Genomic DNA, 16,063 nt, shown 5'->3' with positions numbered 1-16,063 from the left:
GCCGCCCCTTTTTGTTTCTCCGCCTGGATGCAGTGGATCAGGCGACCGGCACGCCGGGCAGGGCCTTGGAGGTGCGGATCGTCAGCGAAGTCTTCACATGCTCCACGTTCGGCGCCGGCGTGAGCCGCGTCGTCAGGATATGCTGGAAGCTCTGCAGGTCGGGCGCGACGATCTTGAGGATGAAGTCGATCTCGCCGTTGAGCATGTGGCATTCGCGAACCTCGGGAATGTCCGCCACCATCTGCTCGAAGGCACGCAAATCCGATTCCGCCTGGCTCTTCAGGCTGACCATCGCGAACACGGTGAGATTATAGCCAAGTGCGGCCGGATCGAGAGCGGCATGATAGCCGGTGATGGCCCCCTGTTGCTCAAGCGCACGCACACGGCGCAGGCACGGCGGCGCCGTCAGCCCAACGCGTTCGGCAAGCTCGACATTGGTCATCCGGCCATTATCCTGAAGCAGGCCTAGAATCCGTACGTCGATATCGTCGAATCGCATTTATGTTCCTTCTGTCTTTTGATTCGTTTCCGTGTGTTGCGTTTAGACATAATATTATTACGCCGCAACGCAATTGTCCCACAATGCGACGTGCCGAAATGGACGGTTTCGAACGGGCGGCCGGCGCATTAAGGAATCGTTACGGCCCGCGTCGCGGTGCCGGGTAAAGGGTGAGCACGCGTTGCGCTTCGACGATACATTGGAGACGGTGCTCGCCTCGGACCTGAGCACGCCATATGGCGTCCAGTCCGCATGGCGACAGCTCGTCGACCTGATCGGTCGCCGTCGCGCCGTCGCCGGGCATCGCGCGATGAGCGTGCTGCGCTCGATCCGCGACTCGGTGCCTTTGCCGGTACGCGCTGCCAGTGCGCGTGCACTCGAATTCGCCGATCCCCCGCCGCCGCTCGTTCGCCTGTTCGCGCTTGACGAGCTGCAGGTTGCGCTGCCGGTGCTGCGCAGTGCGCGGATGAATTCCAGCGAATGGATCCAGCTTCTTCCCGAGCTCGCGCCGGCATCGCGCGCGGTTCTCCGCAACCGGCGTGACCTGAGCCCGGTGGTGCGCCGCGCGCTCGAGAGTTTCGGGCCGATCGATTTCGTGCTGCCGGACGAGACGGTCAAGGAAGTGCCCGTCGAGTTGCCGGTGCCTGAGCCGGAAGTGGCGGCGGATCCAGAGCCTGTGCTCGCCGAGGAAGCGGTCAGCGCGATCGCAATCGACTGGTCCGAGGTCGTCGACGCACCGCCGGCCGAAGCGGCTTCGGTTGAAATCGACGACGAACCCCTTGCGGACGCTGTTGAGCAGGTTGAGCAGCTGGTCGAGCCCGAGCTCGAGCAGGCGCCTGAGGAGGCGGAGGCCGAAGACACGGCGCTTGTCTATTGGAGCGCCACTGCCCCGCAGCGCCTTCCGTCGCAGGAGGCGAGCCTTGCCGCCTTGCTGGCGCGCCTGCCCGAGGCGATGCCAGCAGCCGAATCGGTGCCTGCCGCCGTCGAGATCGTCGATGCGGAACTGGCCGAAGCGCCGGAGCCCGTCGCCGAGCAGGTGCTTGAGCCGCTGGTTGAGCCCGAGCCTGTCGTCGCAGGCGGCGAGGATGAAGATTTCTCCTTCATTGCGCTTGCCGGTCTTGCGCCGTCGATGATTGCCGATGCGGCGCAAGCGGTAGAAGCGCCCTCAATTCCGGTCCGTGCGGTCCAATCCGGGACAGACGAGTCACCGCTTCCCGTCGAAGCGATTGCGCCACTGGAAGCCCGGGCGCAGGGTTCGGCGATGGAACATAGCGATGTCCTGGTCGCCGAAGTGCGGCAGATGGCGGCAGAAGCCGCGGGCGAGGATGACGGCACCTTCGAGATTGCCGATGTCGTCGCGAGGATCGATGCGTTCTGGCGCCATCGCGAGGAAGCCGGGCCGCAGGAATTGCCGGCGCTTCGTCCTGCCGATGAATTCCGTTTCGAGACCGACGCCAAGGGCATGATCCGTTGGGTCGATGGTGTCAGCCGTGCACCGCTTGTGGGCGTGTCGCTCGACAGCCAGTCCGTGCCGGGTGGCCCGGAGAGCTCGCGTGTCGATGGCGTTGCCGGCGGTGCTTTCCGCCGCCGCGCCGGGTTCTCCAATGCCCGCCTCTCGGTCGAGGGCGAGTCGGATGCCGCGGGGGATTGGCTGATCTCGGCGATCCCGGTGTTCGATCCCTCCAACGGCCGTTTCACCGGCTATCGCGGCACGGCGCGCCGTCCGCGTGTCGATGAGCGTGCCGAGCCGCTGCGTCCGCTCGCCGGCCCGGCAATGCCCGCCGATTCCCTTCGCCAGCTGGTCCATGAACTGCGCACGCCGACCAACGCGATCGCCGGTTTCGCCGAGATGATCGAGGCCCAGATGCTCGGCCCGGTCGGCGATGCCTATCGCGATCGTGCCCAGGTGATCCGTTCGCAGGCGCGCGAGCTGCTGGGGGCGATCGACGATCTCGATCTCGCCGCCCGTATCGACAGCGCCGCGCTGTCGCTCGTGCCGGGACAGATCGCGCTTCGCCCGGTGCTGGCGATGATCGTCGACGACCTTGCACCCCTTGCCGAATTGCGTGGCTCGGTGGTCGCGCTGCCGATCGCGGATCTCTCGGTCATGGGAGATCGCCGTGCGGTGGAGCGGTTGCTCGCCCGCCTGCTTGCCACGCTCGTCTCGGCGAGCGGGCAGGGCGAGCGGATCGGCGTGCACGTAGCGACCGAGGGCAAGGACATGGTGGCGATCACGATCGATCGTCCGCAGGCGCTTGCCGATTATCCCGGCGATTCGGTGCTCGATATCGATGACGAGCGCGAGGATATCACGCTGCTCGGCACCGGCTTCGCGTTGCGGCTCGCCCGCAATCTCTCCCGCGAACTGGGAGGCGCGCTCGTCATTGGCCGGGAAAGCTTGACTTTGCGGCTTCCGGCCGCCGTAAACGAGCAGGTGGGCCAAGCGCATCTGAGCTGAAATGGGGAACGGGGACCAGCAGGGCAGCGGCTATCGCGTGCCTGCGCCCGGTCCGGATGCGCGCGTGCAGTGGCCGGACGATTTCGGCACCCGCTTCACCATCTTTGTCGACACCGAGGAAGAGTTTGACTGGGGGGCGCCGCTCAGCGCCGATGCGGATGGCACGCGCCATATGGCCGCCCTGCCGCCGGTGCATGCCCGTTTCGCGGCGGCGGGCGCCGCGCTCACCTATCTGATCGACTATCCGATCGTGACCTCGCCGCTCGCGATCGAGGTGTTGCGCGAAGTGATCCGCGACGGCCGTTCCGCGATCGGCACCCAGCTTCATCCCTGGGTCAATCCTCCGCACGAGGAGGCGGTGAACGGGTTCAACAGTTTCGCCGGCAATCTCCCGCTCGAGCTGCAGCGGGCCAAGCTGGTGGCGCTCACCGAAGCCGTGGAACGTGCAGCCGGGCGCCGGCCGCTTGTCTATCGTGCGGGGCGCTATGGGATCGGGCCGGATACGCCGGCGCTTCTGGCCGAGCTTGGCTATCGGATCGATAGCTCGATGCGCTCGGCCTATGATTATTCGGACGAGGGCGGTCCTGATTTCTCGGCGGTGCCGAATGATGCCTTCCGGATCGGTTCGCTGATCGAGCTGCCGTTCACCACGGTGTTCACCGGCCGAATGCGGCGGGGCGGGGCGGCGCTGCACCGCGGGCTGGGGCGGTTGCCGCATGGCATCGGCGTAGCGTCCCGGCTTGGGCTTCTCTCGCGTGTCGCGCTGACGCCCGAGGACATGCCGCTCGGCGAGGCCAAGGAAGCGATACGGGTCGCGGTGGGTGAGGGGCTGCGGCTGCTGAACTTCGCCTTCCATTCTCCATCGGTAGAGCCCGGTCATACGCCTTATGTCCGGACCGAAGCCGATCTGGCGGCGTTCCTGCGGTGGTGGGACGAGGTGCTGGCGCTGCTCGACAGGCTGGGGGTGCGCTCGGCATCTGTGGACGAGATTGTCGCGGCGGCTTGCAGGCCGGCCTGAGGTTCCGCTAGGGCCGTCTTGCTGGGGGCCTGTAGCTCAATTGGTTAGAGCTGGCCGCTCATAACGGCTAGGTTGCGGGTTCAAGTCCTGCCGGGCCCACCAGCAACTGCTTGCGTGCCCGGCCCCAAGGCCCTAGGGCCGCGATCCGCGTCGGGGAGTGGCGCAGTCTGGTAGCGCGCCTGCTTTGGGAGCAGGATGTCGCAGGTTCGAATCCTGTCTCCCCGACCATTTTCCTGGATTTCAGTCCGGATCCGCTTCGGCCGCGACCCGCGCCGGACCGCTGTCCGCTTTGCCGTCGAGTGCGCGTTGCAGCGCGTCGCGGTCGAGCCGTCCCTCCCAGCGCGCCACCGCGATCGTCGCCACGGCGTTACCGATGAAGTTGGTCAGGCTGCGGCATTCGCTCATGAAGCGGTCGACGCCGAGGATCAGCGCCATGCCGGCAACGGGGATCGAGGGCACGACCATCAGCGTCGCCGCCAGCGTCGCGAAGCCGGCGCCGGTGACGCCGGCGGCACCCTTGGAGGTGAGCATCGCGGTGCCGAGCAGGATCAGCTGTTCGCCCAGCGACAGGTGCACGCCCGTGGCCTGGGCGATGAACAGCGCGGCCAGCGTCATGTAGATGTTGGTGCCGTCGAGGTTGAACGAATAGCCGGCGGGCACGACCACGCCGACCACTTCCTTGTCGCAGCCGGCGCGCTCGAGCTTGTCGATCAGCGCGGGCAGGGCGGCTTCGGAGGAGGAGGCGCCGAGGACGAGGAGGAGCTCGGCCTTGAGGTAGCGCAGCAGCTTGAGGATCGAGAAGCCCGCCAGCCAGCCGACAAGGCCCAGGACGACGAGCACGAACAGCGCCGAGGTGGCATAGAAGGTCGCGACCAGGCCGCCGAGGTTCCACAGCGCGCCCAGGCCGTGCTTGCCGATGGTGAAGGCCATGGCGCCGAACGCGCCGACGGGCGCCGCGCGCATCAGGATCGCGACGAGGCGGAACACGACGGTGCCGAGCTGGTCCAGCAGGTCGACCAGCGGGCGGACGCGTTCGCCGAGCCCAGCCAGTGCCACGCCGAACAGGATGGCCACGAACAATACCTGCAGGATCGAGCCGCTCGTCAGCGCGGAGGCGAGGGTGGTGGGGATGATTGCGAGCAGGAAGCCCTGGACCGTCGTCTCGTGCGCCTGTTTCTCGAAGCCAACCACCTTGGCCTCGCTCAGGCTGTGCGGATCGATATGCATGCTCGCGCCGGGCTGGACGAGATGGGCGACAATCAAGCCGAGGATCAGGGCCAGCGTAGAGAAGAACAGGAAATAGGCGAGCGCCTTGATCACCACCCGGCCGAGCGAGCCCAGCTCGCGGGCGCCGGCGATGCCGGTGACCAGGGTAAGGAAGATGACCGGGGCGATGATCATCTTGACCAGGTTTGACGAAGGCGATGCCCAGCCACTCCAGCGACGCGCCGAATGCGGGCCAGATCGCGCCGACCAGCACGCCCGCCGCAATCGCGATCAGCACCTGGACATAGAGCATTTGCCACCAGCGCTGCGGCCTGGCTGGCTGTTCGGCAAAGCTGGTCGTGACTGCGCCCATTCTCAATCCTTCCCCCACATCCGCACCGGCATAGCGGAGCGCGCGATAGGCCCAAACGGAAAAGGACGCCCCCTTGCGGGAGCGTCCTTCTATCTCTCGGTCCGGCCAGAGGCCGGGTGCCGAACAGAGATTAGTGAGCGTTCGTCTCGGCGACGTTGCCTTCGACAACGGCGTTCTCGAGGACGTTCGCCGCTTCCACGTTGGTGGTCTCTTCGGCAACGTTGTCGTACGCAGCTGCGTTCGCGACTTCGGTGGTGTTCTCGGTGGTGTTGGTGGTGGCGCCACCGCAAGCCGCGAGCGACATCAGGCCGGCGGTCGCAGCAACAATGAGGATCTTCTTCATGTGGTGCTCCTAGAGGAACTCAAACGTTTCGCATCCGGCCCGATTAGCCGCCGCGAACCGTTGGCATAGCGGTCGTTGCGTTTGCGTCAATCGCAAATTCACCCACTGGCAAAATTTAGGACATTTTTTTGCCTAAATCTTGCCAGCTAGCGGCCATCAATGGGCAAGGTCGCCCGTCGGTTCCCTTACTCGCCCTCACCCTTGGGGATCGGGCCGATATCCTCGGGAGCGTTAGCGGTCACCGCGAGCATCGCGGTCCAGGCTGCCACATTCTGGCGCAGCTGCACCGGATCGATCTTGTCGAGCGTGTCGTCGGGCGTGTGGTGATAGTCGAAATAGCGCAGGCCCGACTGGGACAGATCGACCACGCCGACACCGGTATTGATCACGGGGCCGACATCGGTGCCGCCATGCGCGGTGCCGCGTCCGCGCGAGATGCCGAGCGGCGCGAGCACGGTGGCGAGGCGATCGGCGATCGGCTTGGCACCCGCGGGCAGGTTGGTTTCGAACTTCCAGACGCGGTCGGCGCCGAAATCCGATTCCTGGGCCAGGACGTGGCGCTCGTTTGCGTGCGCCTTGGCATAGGCTGCGCCGCCGAAGCCACCCGGTTCCTCCGCGCCGAACCAGACGACCCGGATCGTGCGCTTCGGCTGGCCGGCATCCATGATCCGCTTGGCGGCGGCGGTGGTGATCCCCACGCCCGAGGCATCGTCAATGGCGCCGGTGCCGAGGTCCCAGCTGTCGAGATGGCCGCCGATCAGGATGATCCCGGCCGAAGGATCGCTGCCCGGAACATCGGCGATGACGTTGCCCGATTCGGCCTCGCCCTTCATGCCGGCGGTGATCTGCACGCGCAGTTTCACCGGTCCACGCTTGAGCAGCCGCTCGAGCTGATCGGAATCCGGGAGGCTGAGGGCGGCGGCGCCGATGGGATTCACACCTGCGACCCAGCTTGTCACGCCGGTGTGCGGATTCCGGTGATAATCGGTGCCAATCGAGCGGATAAGGATCGCCGCGGCGCCCTTGCTCGCCGCAATGCTCGGACCCGCGCGGCGGGCACCGCCGAAAAAGCCGTATTGCGAGCCATCCTGCGTCGGCGTCATCGAATTGCCGACATAGACGATCTTGCCCTTCACCGCCGCGGCAGGCGCCGCCTGGAGATCGGCGAGCGTCGCAAAGGCGACGACTTCCGCCTCGATCGGCTTCGGACCCGTCGAGCCCGAATTGCCGAGCGCCGCGATGGCGAGCTTCTGCGCGGCGCCGCCCAGCACTTCGGCGGTCTCGATCCCACGCTCCCACAGCGGCATCTTGTACGTCTCGATATGGACGTTCTTGAAGCCGAGCGCCGTGAGCTTCTTCACCGCCCAGGCACGCGCCCGCGCCTCGGCCTCGGTCGCGGCGAGGCGCTGGCCGACTTCGGTGGTAAGCCCCTCGGTGATCTCCCAGGCGAGATTGTCGCTCAAGGCGGCGTCGCGCAGCGCCACGGGATCGTGCGCGGCACTCTGGGCCAGAGCGGGGAAGGGCAGGGCGAGAGCGGCGGCAGCCGCGAGCAGGGTGCGCTTGTTCATGGCCGGCGACGCTAACCGCCCCCGAAACATTCGGCAATGCGCCGACGGTTTCCGGTGCATTTCTGGCCAATGCGACTCCTCGTGATCCGGACTGGCCTTTGCCGCCGCGGCCGCTCGACCAGATCGGACGAAATCCAACATTGCAAGCCGCGCCTCCGAACATGCCGAGCGCGTTGCCATTTGGCCGGGTGATCGCTACATCGCCGCCAAACTTCCTGCATATCCAGACCTGCGAACGGAGACCGCCACGTGGCCGCCCAATACGCCTTCGTCATGAAGGACATGACCAAGACCTTCCCCGGCGCTCCCAAGCCGGTGCTCAACAACATCAACCTGCAATTCTACCAGGGTGCCAAGATCGGCATCGTCGGCCCGAACGGCGCCGGCAAGTCGACCCTGATGAAGATCATGGCAGGCATCGACAAGGACTTCTCGGGCGAGGCGTGGCCGGGTGAGAACATCACCGTCGGCTACCTGCCGCAGGAGCCCGAACTCGATCCGACGAAGAACGTGCTCGAGAACGTCAAGGACGGCGCCCGCGAGGTCGCCGACATGGTCGATCGCTTCAACGCGATCTCGGCCGAGATGGGCGATCCCAAGGACGACACCGATTTCGACGCCCTGATGGAAGAGATGGGCACGCTCCAGGAGAAGATCGACGCGGTCGACGGCTGGACGCTCGACAACCAGCTCGAGATCGCGATGGAAGCGCTGCGCTGCCCGCCGTCGGATTGGGAAGTCGCCAATCTTTCGGGCGGTGAGAAGCGCCGCATCGCGCTTACCCGCCTGCTGATCCAGAAGCCGTCGATCCTGCTGCTCGACGAACCGACCAACCACCTCGACGCCGAGAGCGTCGAGTGGCTGGAAAACCACCTGAAGGAATATGCCGGCGCGGTGCTGATGATCACCCACGACCGCTACTTCCTCGACAATGTCGTCGGCTGGATCCTCGAGATCGACCGCGGCAAGTACTTCCCGTACGAGGGCAACTACTCGACCTATCTCGAGAAGAAGGCCAAGCGCCTCGAGCAGGAGGACCGCGAGGAGTCCGGCCGCCAGAAGGCGATCAAGGACGAGCTCGAGTGGATCCGCCAGGGCCCGAAGGGTCGCCAGACCAAGTCGAAGGCGCGTATCGCCAAGTTCGACCAGCTGGTCGAAGCGCAGCAGAACCGCGCGCCCGGCAAGGCCCAGATCGTCATCCAGGTGCCCGAGCGCCTGGGCGGCAAGGTGATCGAGGTGGAGAACATCTCCAAGGCGTACGGCGACAAGCTGCTGTTCGAGAACCTCTCGTTCACGCTGCCCGCCGGCGGCATCGTCGGCGTGATCGGCCCGAACGGCGCCGGCAAGTCGACGCTGTTCAAGATGATCACCGGCCAGGAAACCCCGGACACCGGCACCATCGAGATGGGCTCGACCGTGCGCCTGGGCTATGTCGACCAGAGCCGCGATCACCTCGATCCGACCAAGAATGTCTGGGAAGAGATCTCGGACGGCCTGGATTACATGAAGGTCAACGGCCACGACGCCTCGACCCGTGCCTATGTCGGTGCCTTCAACTTCAAGGGCGCCGACCAGCAGAAGAATGTCGGCAAGCTGTCGGGCGGTGAGCGCAACCGCGTCAACATCGCCAAGATGCTCAAGAAGGGCGGCAACGTGCTGCTGCTCGACGAACCGACCAACGACCTCGACGTCGAAACGCTGGGCGCGCTGGAAGAGGCTATCGAGAATTTCGCGGGCTGCGCCGTGGTCATCAGCCACGATCGCTTCTTCCTCGATCGTCTCGCCACCCACATCCTGGCGTTCGAAGGCAACAGCCATGTCGAATGGTTCGAGGGCAATTTCGAAGCCTATGAGGAAGACAAGCGCCGTCGCCTGGGCGATGCCGCCGATCGTCCGACCGCGCTGGCCTACAAGAAGCTGACGCGCTGATCGGCGTGCCGATCATTTATGAACGCTTCGAGGGCGCGGTGGCAGATGCCGCCGCGCCCTTGCTGCATCTGTGCCGGGCGGTCTTTCCCGATTTCACCGACAGCTACCTGCTCGACCGGCTGGGGCGGCTGGAGGAGCCGCTGCTCTGGCTGGCGATCGAGGACGGCAGCTGGAAAGGGTTCAAGCTCAGTTACCGGCGCGGCGATGCGTTGCTCTACAGCTGGCTGGGCGGGGTGATGCCCGAATTGCGGGGGCAGGGCGTCGCCTCCGAACTGATGCGGCGCCAGCATGCGGACGCCGCCGCGCTGGGCTATCGTTTCGCCGAGACCCGCACCCGGGCGGCGAACAATCCGATGATCCTGCTCAATCTGCGGCACGGATTCCAGATTTCGGGCTTCGAAAACGACACGAACGGCATGCCGGTAGTGATCCTGCGCAAGCCGTTGGGTTAATACGTAAAATACGGATTTTCGGAGGGGCGTGCCACCGGCGGGGGCACGGATTTCTCGTTTCAGAAATGTTTCGCAACAGAGCCGGGGCCGCAAGAATTCCTATAAATTCCGGGAAACATCTTATTTTCCGGAGTTCAACCATGACGCTGAAGCAGAAGCTGCTTTCCGCCCTGGTGATGTTGGGGGTCGTGCTCGGCGCCGTCATCGCAGGCTTTTCCTGGTCCGCGGCCACCAGCCGCCAGGCGCTGCACACGGTGCTTGCGGACCGCGTGATCCCGCTGAAGGACCTCAAGCTCGTCGCCGACAGCTATGCGGTGCACATCGTCGATGCGGCGCACAAGGCGCGCAACGGCAATATCAGCTACGCGCAGGCTCTGGAGAATATCCAGAAGGGCAAGACCGACCTCGATTCGGCCTGGAAGCGCTATGCGGCGACCGATGCGACGCCCGACGAGGAAGCGCTCGCCAAGCAGGCGGAAGACGCCATGGCCAAGGCCAATGAAGGCATCGGGCGCCTGGAAGCGATGCTGCGCGCCGGCGATCGCGAAGGCGTCGACAAGTTCGTGGCGACCGAAATCTACACCGATGTCGATCCGGTCTCGGATACCGTCGGCAAGCTGGTGACCATGCAGATCAGCATCGCCAGCGACGTGACTACCGATGCGCTGGGTTGGGCGAATGTCGCCACCGGCATCGTGGTCGCGCTCGGCCTGATTGCGCTCGCGGTTCTTGGCGGCGCCTTCTACATGGTCACCCGCAAGGTGGTCGCGCCGATCAAGGGCCTGGCCGAGGTGATCCATGGCATGGCGCGCTCCAGCGGGACGACCCAGGTGCCGCATACTGACCAGGCTGACGAGATCGGCGACATCGCCCGTGCGGTCGATGCCTATCTCGAATCGGTGATCGCCAAGGAGCGCGACGCGGCGGCGGCCGCTGCCGAGACGCAGCGCATCGTTACCACGGCGCTGAGCCAGGGGCTTTCGGCACTGGCCGAAGGCGACCTGACCGAGGAAATCCGCGTGGCCTTCCCGGAGAGCTATGCGACGCTCAAGACCAACTTCAACAGCGCGCTGACCGCGCTGCGCACGCTGATCTCCACGGTCAACGAAGGCGCGGCGGCGATCCAGACCGGCTCGCACGAGATCGCCCAGGCTTCGGAAGACCTGGCGCGACGCACCGAAGGCAATGCGGCGAGCCTCGAGGAGACCTCGGCCGCGCTCAGCCAGATGGACGAACGCCTGCGCGGCACCGCCCGGGCGGCGAACGAGACGGTGCGCAGCGCCGACGAGGCGATCCGCGTGGTCGGCGACGGCCGCTCGCTCGCCGAGCAGGCGGTCACGGCGATGGGCCGGGTGAGCGAAAGCGCCCGCGGCATTGACGACGTGATCGAGGGCCTCGACAAGATCGCGTTCCAGACGCGGGTGCTTGCGATGAACGCGGCGGTGGAAGCCGGGCGCGCGGGCGAGGCCGGTCGTGGCTTCGCGGTGGTCGCCGACCTGGTCTCGGCGCTGGCGATGCGGGCGGAAGAAGAAGCCAAGCGTGCCCGCGAGCAGCTGACGCTGACCCAGGACGAGGTCAGCACCGCGGTCGATGCGGTGCAGCGCATGGATACGGCGCTGGAGGCGATCTCGGGCGGCGTGGGCGCGGTCCACAAGCTGCTCGACGCCATGGCGGCGGACAACCAGGCCCAGTCGACCGCGATCACCCAGATCGTCACCGCGGTGAACGAGATGGATACGTCGACCCAGCAGAATGCGGCGATGGTCGAGGAAACCTCGGCTGCCTCGCGCAACCTGGCCGAGGAAGTCGGCAACCTGGCCGAGCAGGCCGGTCGCTTCCGCACCGGGAGCGGTACGTCGGCTTCCGCGCCGCGCGGCAAGGTGGTCCAGCTCCACAGCGTGGCCGCCTGAGGATCCACCCGGGGGATCGTTCGCCGCCTAGAAGCGGCGGGCGATCCCCATATAGAGTTCGGCATCCGGGCTGGCATGGTTGAGCCCGGCGACGGCGCCGATGTCGAACTGCAGGTTCGAGCGAGGCTGCCAGGCGAAGGACAGGCTGGCAAGCGCCTGGGTGGCGTGTCCGGCGGCGTCCTCGTCTCGGATCGCCTGGAATTCGAGCGCGCTGGTCAGCGACTTGGCGAGCGTGGCGCTGATGCCGGCCGCGCTGCCATAAGCGAGATGGCGGCCATACCGGTCGCTGTCGACCGCGGCATCGACTTCGGGCGTGAGCGACAGGCTCAGCGTGTCGTTCAGGCTGTAGCTGAGCGGCACGACCAGGCCGGCACCCCAATCGCCCGCGCCGATCGTCGCGCCACCGGTCGGCAGGCTGGCATAGGGCATGATCGCGGCGGCGAAGCCCGAACCATCGGGATGCGAGAGATTGTGGCGGACCGCGAGGGTGGTGTCGCCCACGCCGCTGCCATGGGTGACGGTGCCGGCGATACGATCATGCGTGCGCACGGTGCCGAGCGCGGTCCAGCCGAGCTGGACTTCGGTGTTCGAGGTGATGCCGTAGCGGAGCAGCAGTTCGCCGAAGGTGAAACTGTCGGTGCGCTGGCTGGGGTCGCGGTCGAGCGACCAGTCGGCCAGGCCGCTCTCGACGATCAGGTGCCCCTGGTCGACGGTGCAGGCGGGCGTGTCGAGCCCGGGCCGGTCCGGGCAGAGCGGGCGCAGGTCCTGCGCATGGGCGGCAGTGGCGGCGAGCAGGGCCGCGGCTAGACTCATCGGAAGGCGCATGGGAGATCCATAGCGCCTTCCGAGAGAACAGGACACCGGCCGTGGCGATCGCACACGGCCAGTGCCGGACGGGATCAGCCCTTCTTGGCGGTCAGCGCGTCCACGCTCCACGAACCGCCGCCGGCGGCCGCGAAGAACAGGAAGATGAAGCAGTAGAGCATGATCGCCTCGCCGCCGTTCACCGCGGGGAAGAAGCCCTGCGGCGCGTGGACGAGGAAATAGCCGACCGCGCACATGCCCGAGGCGATGAACGCGACCGGACGGGTGAACAGGCCGATCAGCAGCAGCGCGCCGCCGACCAGCTCGATCACGCCGGCCGCAGTGAGCAGGCCGTTGAGCGGATAGGGGAAGGGGGGCACGCCGAAGAACTTGGAAAGGCCATGCTGCAGGAAGCCGAGACCGGCGACGATGCGCAGGACGCTCAGCAGCTTGTCGGACCAGCTTGCGGGAACGGGCATGAGGTTTTCTCCTCGACCGGCGCGCGTCCTTGCGAGCCGTTTCGAGGCTGAAATGTTTCACTTCATGTCCGAACGGTCAACCGACGCCCGGGAAACCATCCGTTTCCGAAGTGGCTCAGGCCGTGAAGCGCTTGGTGAAGCCCTTGGCGTGCTTGTCCTCGGCCGTCTGGAAGGCCTCGACATGGTCGACGACCGCCAGGGGCGGCCCTTCGCGACAGGCTTCGGTAAGCGAGGTCAGCGCCTCGTCATCGCCCTCGGCGAGCAGCTCGACCCGCCCGTCCTTGAGATTGCGGACCCAGCCCTTCACGCCGAGCAGCTTGGCGGTACGCACCGCCCAGTCGCGATAGCCCACGCGCTGCACGCGGCCCGACACATAGATACGCTGTGCCGTCATATATCCCCAGCTCATTATTTTACCCGGCCGCAACCCTTCGGCCTGGCTGCACTTGTATCAACTTGCAGATTCCAGGGAATCCTCGGGCGCGGCGACTCGTCGCGACTTAGGGGTAAGTGATCGCAATCACTTCATATTCGCGCTCGCCGGCGGGCAGGTTGACCCGGCGGAGGTCGCCGATCCCGGCGCCGCGCAGGGCACGGGCGAGCGGAGCGTTCCAGCCGACCAGGCCCTTGGCGGCATCGGCCTCGTCATCGCCGACCAGGGTGAGGGTGCGGTGGTTGTCGTCCTCGTCGGCGATCGTGACGGTGGCGCCGAAATAGGCGCGGCTCTTGTCCTCCTGCTGCGCCGGATCGACGACCTTGGCCGCCTTCATCCGCTTCGACAGCCAGCCGAGCCGGCGATCGATCTCGCGCAGGCGCTTGCGGCCGTAGATATAGTCGCCATTCTCCGAGCGATCGCCATTGCCGGCGGCCCAGCTGATCGTCTCGACCAGGGCGGGCCGCTCCTTGGCGAAGAGGAGCTCATACTCGGCCCGCAGCGTCGCATAGCCGGCGGGGGTGATGTAGTTGGGGCGGTCCATCGTCCGCCCGGACTATCAGCCCGGCTTGTTCTTGCCCAGATACCAGCTGGTGTTCGCCGGGCCCCGCGAGCGCGAGCGCTCGGGGTTGAGCAGATCGTAGACCACGGCGTTCTCGATCACGCGCTGGACGTAGTTCTTCGTCTCGAAGATCGGGATCTGCTCGATCCACTGGACGATGTCGCCGCCGGGCAGGCGGGGGTCGCCATTGGCGCGGATCCACTTGTTCACATTGCCCGGACCGGCATTGTACGCCGCGATCGCCAGCGGATAGCTGCCGTAGAGATTGTACATCCGCTGGAAATAGGTCGAGCCGAGCTGGATGTTGTAGTCGGTATCGGAATTGAGCGTGCCGGGGCTGTAGCTCATGCCCAGCTTGGTCGAGACCTCGCGGGCCGTGCCCGGCATCAGCTGCATCAGCCCGCGCGCACCGGCATGGCTGACCGCGTCGCGGTCGAACTGGCTCTCCTGCCGCGCGATGGCGTGTACGATCGTCCAGTAATCCTGCTGCGAGGCCGGCACCGCCACGGTCGGATAGCCCGCCGCGGTATAGTCGGACAGGCCGTTCTGTAGCGCGCTCTTGCCGACCAGCACGCCCAGGTCCGGACGGCCGATCGCGCGGCTCAGTTCGGCGGCGAGGATGTGATCGCTGTCCGACGTCGCGTCATTGGCGATCTGGCGGATGAACAGGCCCTGGTCCTGGCGATTGCCCATCGTGCCGAGCAGTTGCGCCGCACGGACCGTCTCCTTCTTGAAGAAGGCGTCGCGCACTGCCGGATCGCCGACCCGTGCATTGAAATCGGGCGGGCGCTTGAGCGGATTGCCGAGGCGTTCGGTGGCAAGCTGGCCGTAGAAGACGTCGGGGAAGCCCGCTGCCTGGGTGTAGAACTTCGTCGCACCGGCCTGATCGCCCGAGACTTCGGCGGCGCGACCGGCCCAGTAGAAGCCCTTGGACTGGGTGGTCGGCGTCTTCGAGCCATGCCCATAGCGATCGAACATGCCGACCGCGTCGCGGCTGCGGCCGAGATTGTTGAACGCAACGGTGCCCGCCAGCCAGGTGAGGCTGGTATAATCATCGCGCTCGCCGAGCGGCTGGGCGCTGATGTCGGTGCCCGCCGGGAAGGCGTCATCGACCTGGCTGGCGATCTGATAGGCGAGGCTGAACTGCCCGTCCGACTGGGCGCCGCGCGCAGCGGTGAGCAGCACTTCCATCCACTCCTCGGCATCGCCGGGCGTGGAGGCGAGCTGGCGTGGCTGGGCGAGATAGGCGCGCATCGCCGGGCTCTGGCCGGTATCGCGCAACCACATCGCGCGATCGGCGATGAAGCCGGGATTGGAGCGGCCGAGCGCAAGCGCGTTCGAGCCCTTCACATCGGCGTCCGCCGCCTTGGTGCGGAAGGCGATGCGGGCATCGAACACCGGACGCATCGCCGGCGAGACATAGGCGAGCTGGCGCTGTGCGGCGCTGAGCGAGCCTGCCCAGAGCAGCCGGTCCATCCGCGCATCATGATCCGTCGGGGTGAGCGCGGCGGAGAAGCCGGCGAGCAGCGCGGTTTCGTCGCGCGGGCGCAGCACGCCGTGACGCCAGGCCTGGCGTGCCTGCTGTTCGGCCTCGGCGCGCTTGCCGGAAGCCGCGAGCGCTTCGGCATAGCGGATGCGGCCGGCGGCGGTCAGCGGCGGGAAGCGCTCGAAGAAGCGGATGACCAGGCCAGGAGCCCAGGTGCCGCTTTCCAGCACCGTCTCGGCCGCGGCGCGGCGGCTTTTCTCACCGGGCCAGCCGGGATGCATGAGCAGGAAGTTGGCGTAGTCGGAAAAGGGATAATTGTCCGACTGCTGCAAGCGCTTCCATTCGATCAGCGCGTCGCCGAGCTGATCGGCCTGGATATAGGGCGGGGGCACGCGGGGAACGCCGGCTTCGAGCGCCACCTTGTACCACTGGATCTGTTCCTGCGTGAGCTGCGACGAGACGGCGAGCCCGGAAACGCCCGCGAACAGCAACGCACTTTTGAGCAGCGGAGCAAGCATACTGGACATGATACGCGTGTCGCTC

General features: G+C 66.4%; 13 protein-coding genes, 2 tRNA genes and 1 pseudogene. 7 read left to right on the top strand and 9 right to left on the bottom strand.

Annotated elements, in window-relative coordinates; genetic code table 11:
* Positions 1-37: 37 nt before the first annotated feature.
* Positions 38-499, bottom strand: a complete 462-nt coding sequence (locus HNP52_RS11075) for an Lrp/AsnC family transcriptional regulator (RefSeq protein WP_183995261.1) — start codon at positions 497-499, stop codon at positions 38-40.
* Positions 500-572: 73 nt separating this feature from the next.
* Between HNP52_RS11075 and HNP52_RS23095 the strand changes: the two genes are divergently transcribed.
* From HNP52_RS23095 to HNP52_RS11055, 4 genes are all read left to right on the top strand, one after another.
* The gene (locus HNP52_RS23095) at positions 573-2,957 is read left to right on the top strand and encodes a histidine kinase dimerization/phospho-acceptor domain-containing protein (RefSeq protein WP_260396052.1); all 2,385 of its coding nucleotides are present in this window, start codon (positions 573-575) and stop codon (positions 2,955-2,957) included.
* 1 nt (position 2,958) lies between these two features.
* A complete protein-coding gene (locus tag HNP52_RS11065; protein ID WP_221416246.1) occupies positions 2,959-3,975 on the top strand; it encodes a polysaccharide deacetylase family protein in 1,017 nt (338 codons plus the stop codon).
* Positions 3,976-4,000: 25 nt separating this feature from the next.
* Positions 4,001-4,077, top strand: a tRNA-Ile gene (locus HNP52_RS11060).
* Between the two features lie 49 nt (positions 4,078-4,126).
* A tRNA-Pro gene (locus HNP52_RS11055) sits at positions 4,127-4,203 on the top strand.
* Positions 4,204-4,215: 12 nt separating this feature from the next.
* Here HNP52_RS11055 and dctA read toward each other — a convergent pair.
* The 3 genes and pseudogenes from dctA to HNP52_RS11040 all read right to left on the bottom strand — a co-directional run bounded on the left by dctA (position 4,216) and on the right by HNP52_RS11040 (position 7,465).
* Positions 4,216-5,554: pseudogene (gene dctA / locus HNP52_RS11050) on the bottom strand (C4-dicarboxylate transporter DctA).
* Positions 5,555-5,684: 130 nt separating this feature from the next.
* A complete protein-coding gene (locus HNP52_RS11045; RefSeq protein ID WP_184166784.1) occupies positions 5,685-5,897 on the bottom strand; it encodes a hypothetical protein in 213 nt (70 codons plus the stop codon).
* Between the two features lie 185 nt (positions 5,898-6,082).
* On the bottom strand, positions 6,083-7,465 hold the full coding sequence (locus HNP52_RS11040; RefSeq protein WP_184166781.1) for a M28 family peptidase: 1,383 nt from the start codon (positions 7,463-7,465) through the stop codon (positions 6,083-6,085).
* Between the two features lie 249 nt (positions 7,466-7,714).
* Here HNP52_RS11040 and ettA point away from each other — a divergent pair, with 249 nt between their 5' ends.
* The 3 genes from ettA to HNP52_RS11025 all read left to right on the top strand — a co-directional run bounded on the left by ettA (position 7,715) and on the right by HNP52_RS11025 (position 11,756).
* Positions 7,715-9,394 (top strand): energy-dependent translational throttle protein EttA, encoded by a 1,680-nt coding sequence (gene ettA, locus HNP52_RS11035; RefSeq protein ID WP_184166778.1) that lies wholly within the window; start codon positions 7,715-7,717, stop codon positions 9,392-9,394.
* 5 nt (positions 9,395-9,399) lie between these two features.
* On the top strand, positions 9,400-9,846 hold the full coding sequence (locus tag HNP52_RS11030) for a GNAT family N-acetyltransferase (protein ID WP_184166775.1): 447 nt from the start codon (positions 9,400-9,402) through the stop codon (positions 9,844-9,846).
* Between the two features lie 140 nt (positions 9,847-9,986).
* A complete protein-coding gene (locus tag HNP52_RS11025; RefSeq protein WP_184166772.1) occupies positions 9,987-11,756 on the top strand; it encodes a methyl-accepting chemotaxis protein in 1,770 nt (589 codons plus the stop codon).
* 27 nt (positions 11,757-11,783) lie between these two features.
* On the opposite strand, the gene HNP52_RS11020 is transcribed toward HNP52_RS11025, so the two are convergent.
* The 5 genes from HNP52_RS11020 to HNP52_RS11000 all read right to left on the bottom strand — a co-directional run bounded on the left by HNP52_RS11020 (position 11,784) and on the right by HNP52_RS11000 (position 16,038).
* Positions 11,784-12,581, bottom strand: coding sequence for a transporter (locus tag HNP52_RS11020; RefSeq protein WP_184166769.1), 798 nt, complete (start codon positions 12,579-12,581; stop codon positions 11,784-11,786).
* 74 nt (positions 12,582-12,655) lie between these two features.
* Entirely contained in the window at positions 12,656-13,039 is a 384-nt protein-coding gene (locus tag HNP52_RS11015; RefSeq protein WP_184166766.1) for a DoxX family protein, read from the bottom strand.
* A gap of 115 nt (positions 13,040-13,154) precedes the next feature.
* Positions 13,155-13,433, bottom strand: coding sequence for an acylphosphatase (locus HNP52_RS11010; protein WP_184166763.1), 279 nt, complete (start codon positions 13,431-13,433; stop codon positions 13,155-13,157).
* 106 nt (positions 13,434-13,539) lie between these two features.
* Positions 13,540-14,016 (bottom strand): transcription elongation factor GreB, encoded by a 477-nt coding sequence (greB, locus tag HNP52_RS11005; RefSeq protein ID WP_184166760.1) that lies wholly within the window; start codon positions 14,014-14,016, stop codon positions 13,540-13,542.
* Between the two features lie 15 nt (positions 14,017-14,031).
* The gene (locus HNP52_RS11000; RefSeq protein WP_184168295.1) at positions 14,032-16,038 is read right to left on the bottom strand and encodes a lytic transglycosylase domain-containing protein; all 2,007 of its coding nucleotides are present in this window, start codon (positions 16,036-16,038) and stop codon (positions 14,032-14,034) included.
* Between the last annotated feature and the right edge of the window lie 25 nt (positions 16,039-16,063).

The organism is Sphingomonas kyeonggiensis, from assembly GCF_014204495.1.
Lineage (GTDB): Bacteria > Pseudomonadota > Alphaproteobacteria > Sphingomonadales > Sphingomonadaceae > Sphingomonas > Sphingomonas kyeonggiensis_A.
The sequence above is the reverse complement of the archived record's forward strand: the minus strand, read 5'-3'. Positions and strand labels throughout refer to the sequence as shown.

Excerpts from the sequence above, each read along its gene's own strand:
- HNP52_RS11075 (WP_183995261.1), bottom strand. The coding sequence starts at position 499 with ATGCGATTCGACGATATCGACGTACGGATTCTAGGCCTGCTTCAGGAT.
- HNP52_RS11065 (WP_221416246.1), top strand. The coding sequence starts at position 2,959 with ATGGGGAACGGGGACCAGCAGGGCAGCGGCTATCGCGTGCCTGCGCCC.
- HNP52_RS11045 (WP_184166784.1), bottom strand. The coding sequence starts at position 5,897 with ATGAAGAAGATCCTCATTGTTGCTGCGACCGCCGGCCTGATGTCGCTC.
- HNP52_RS11040 (WP_184166781.1), bottom strand. The coding sequence starts at position 7,465 with ATGAACAAGCGCACCCTGCTCGCGGCTGCCGCCGCTCTCGCCCTGCCC.
- HNP52_RS11025 (WP_184166772.1), top strand. The coding sequence starts at position 9,987 with ATGACGCTGAAGCAGAAGCTGCTTTCCGCCCTGGTGATGTTGGGGGTC.
- HNP52_RS11020 (WP_184166769.1), bottom strand. The coding sequence starts at position 12,581 with ATGCGCCTTCCGATGAGTCTAGCCGCGGCCCTGCTCGCCGCCACTGCC.
- HNP52_RS11015 (WP_184166766.1), bottom strand. The coding sequence starts at position 13,039 with ATGCCCGTTCCCGCAAGCTGGTCCGACAAGCTGCTGAGCGTCCTGCGC.
- HNP52_RS11010 (WP_184166763.1), bottom strand. The coding sequence starts at position 13,433 with ATGACGGCACAGCGTATCTATGTGTCGGGCCGCGTGCAGCGCGTGGGC.
- greB (WP_184166760.1), bottom strand. The coding sequence starts at position 14,016 with ATGGACCGCCCCAACTACATCACCCCCGCCGGCTATGCGACGCTGCGG.
- HNP52_RS11000 (WP_184168295.1), bottom strand. The coding sequence starts at position 16,038 with ATGCTTGCTCCGCTGCTCAAAAGTGCGTTGCTGTTCGCGGGCGTTTCC.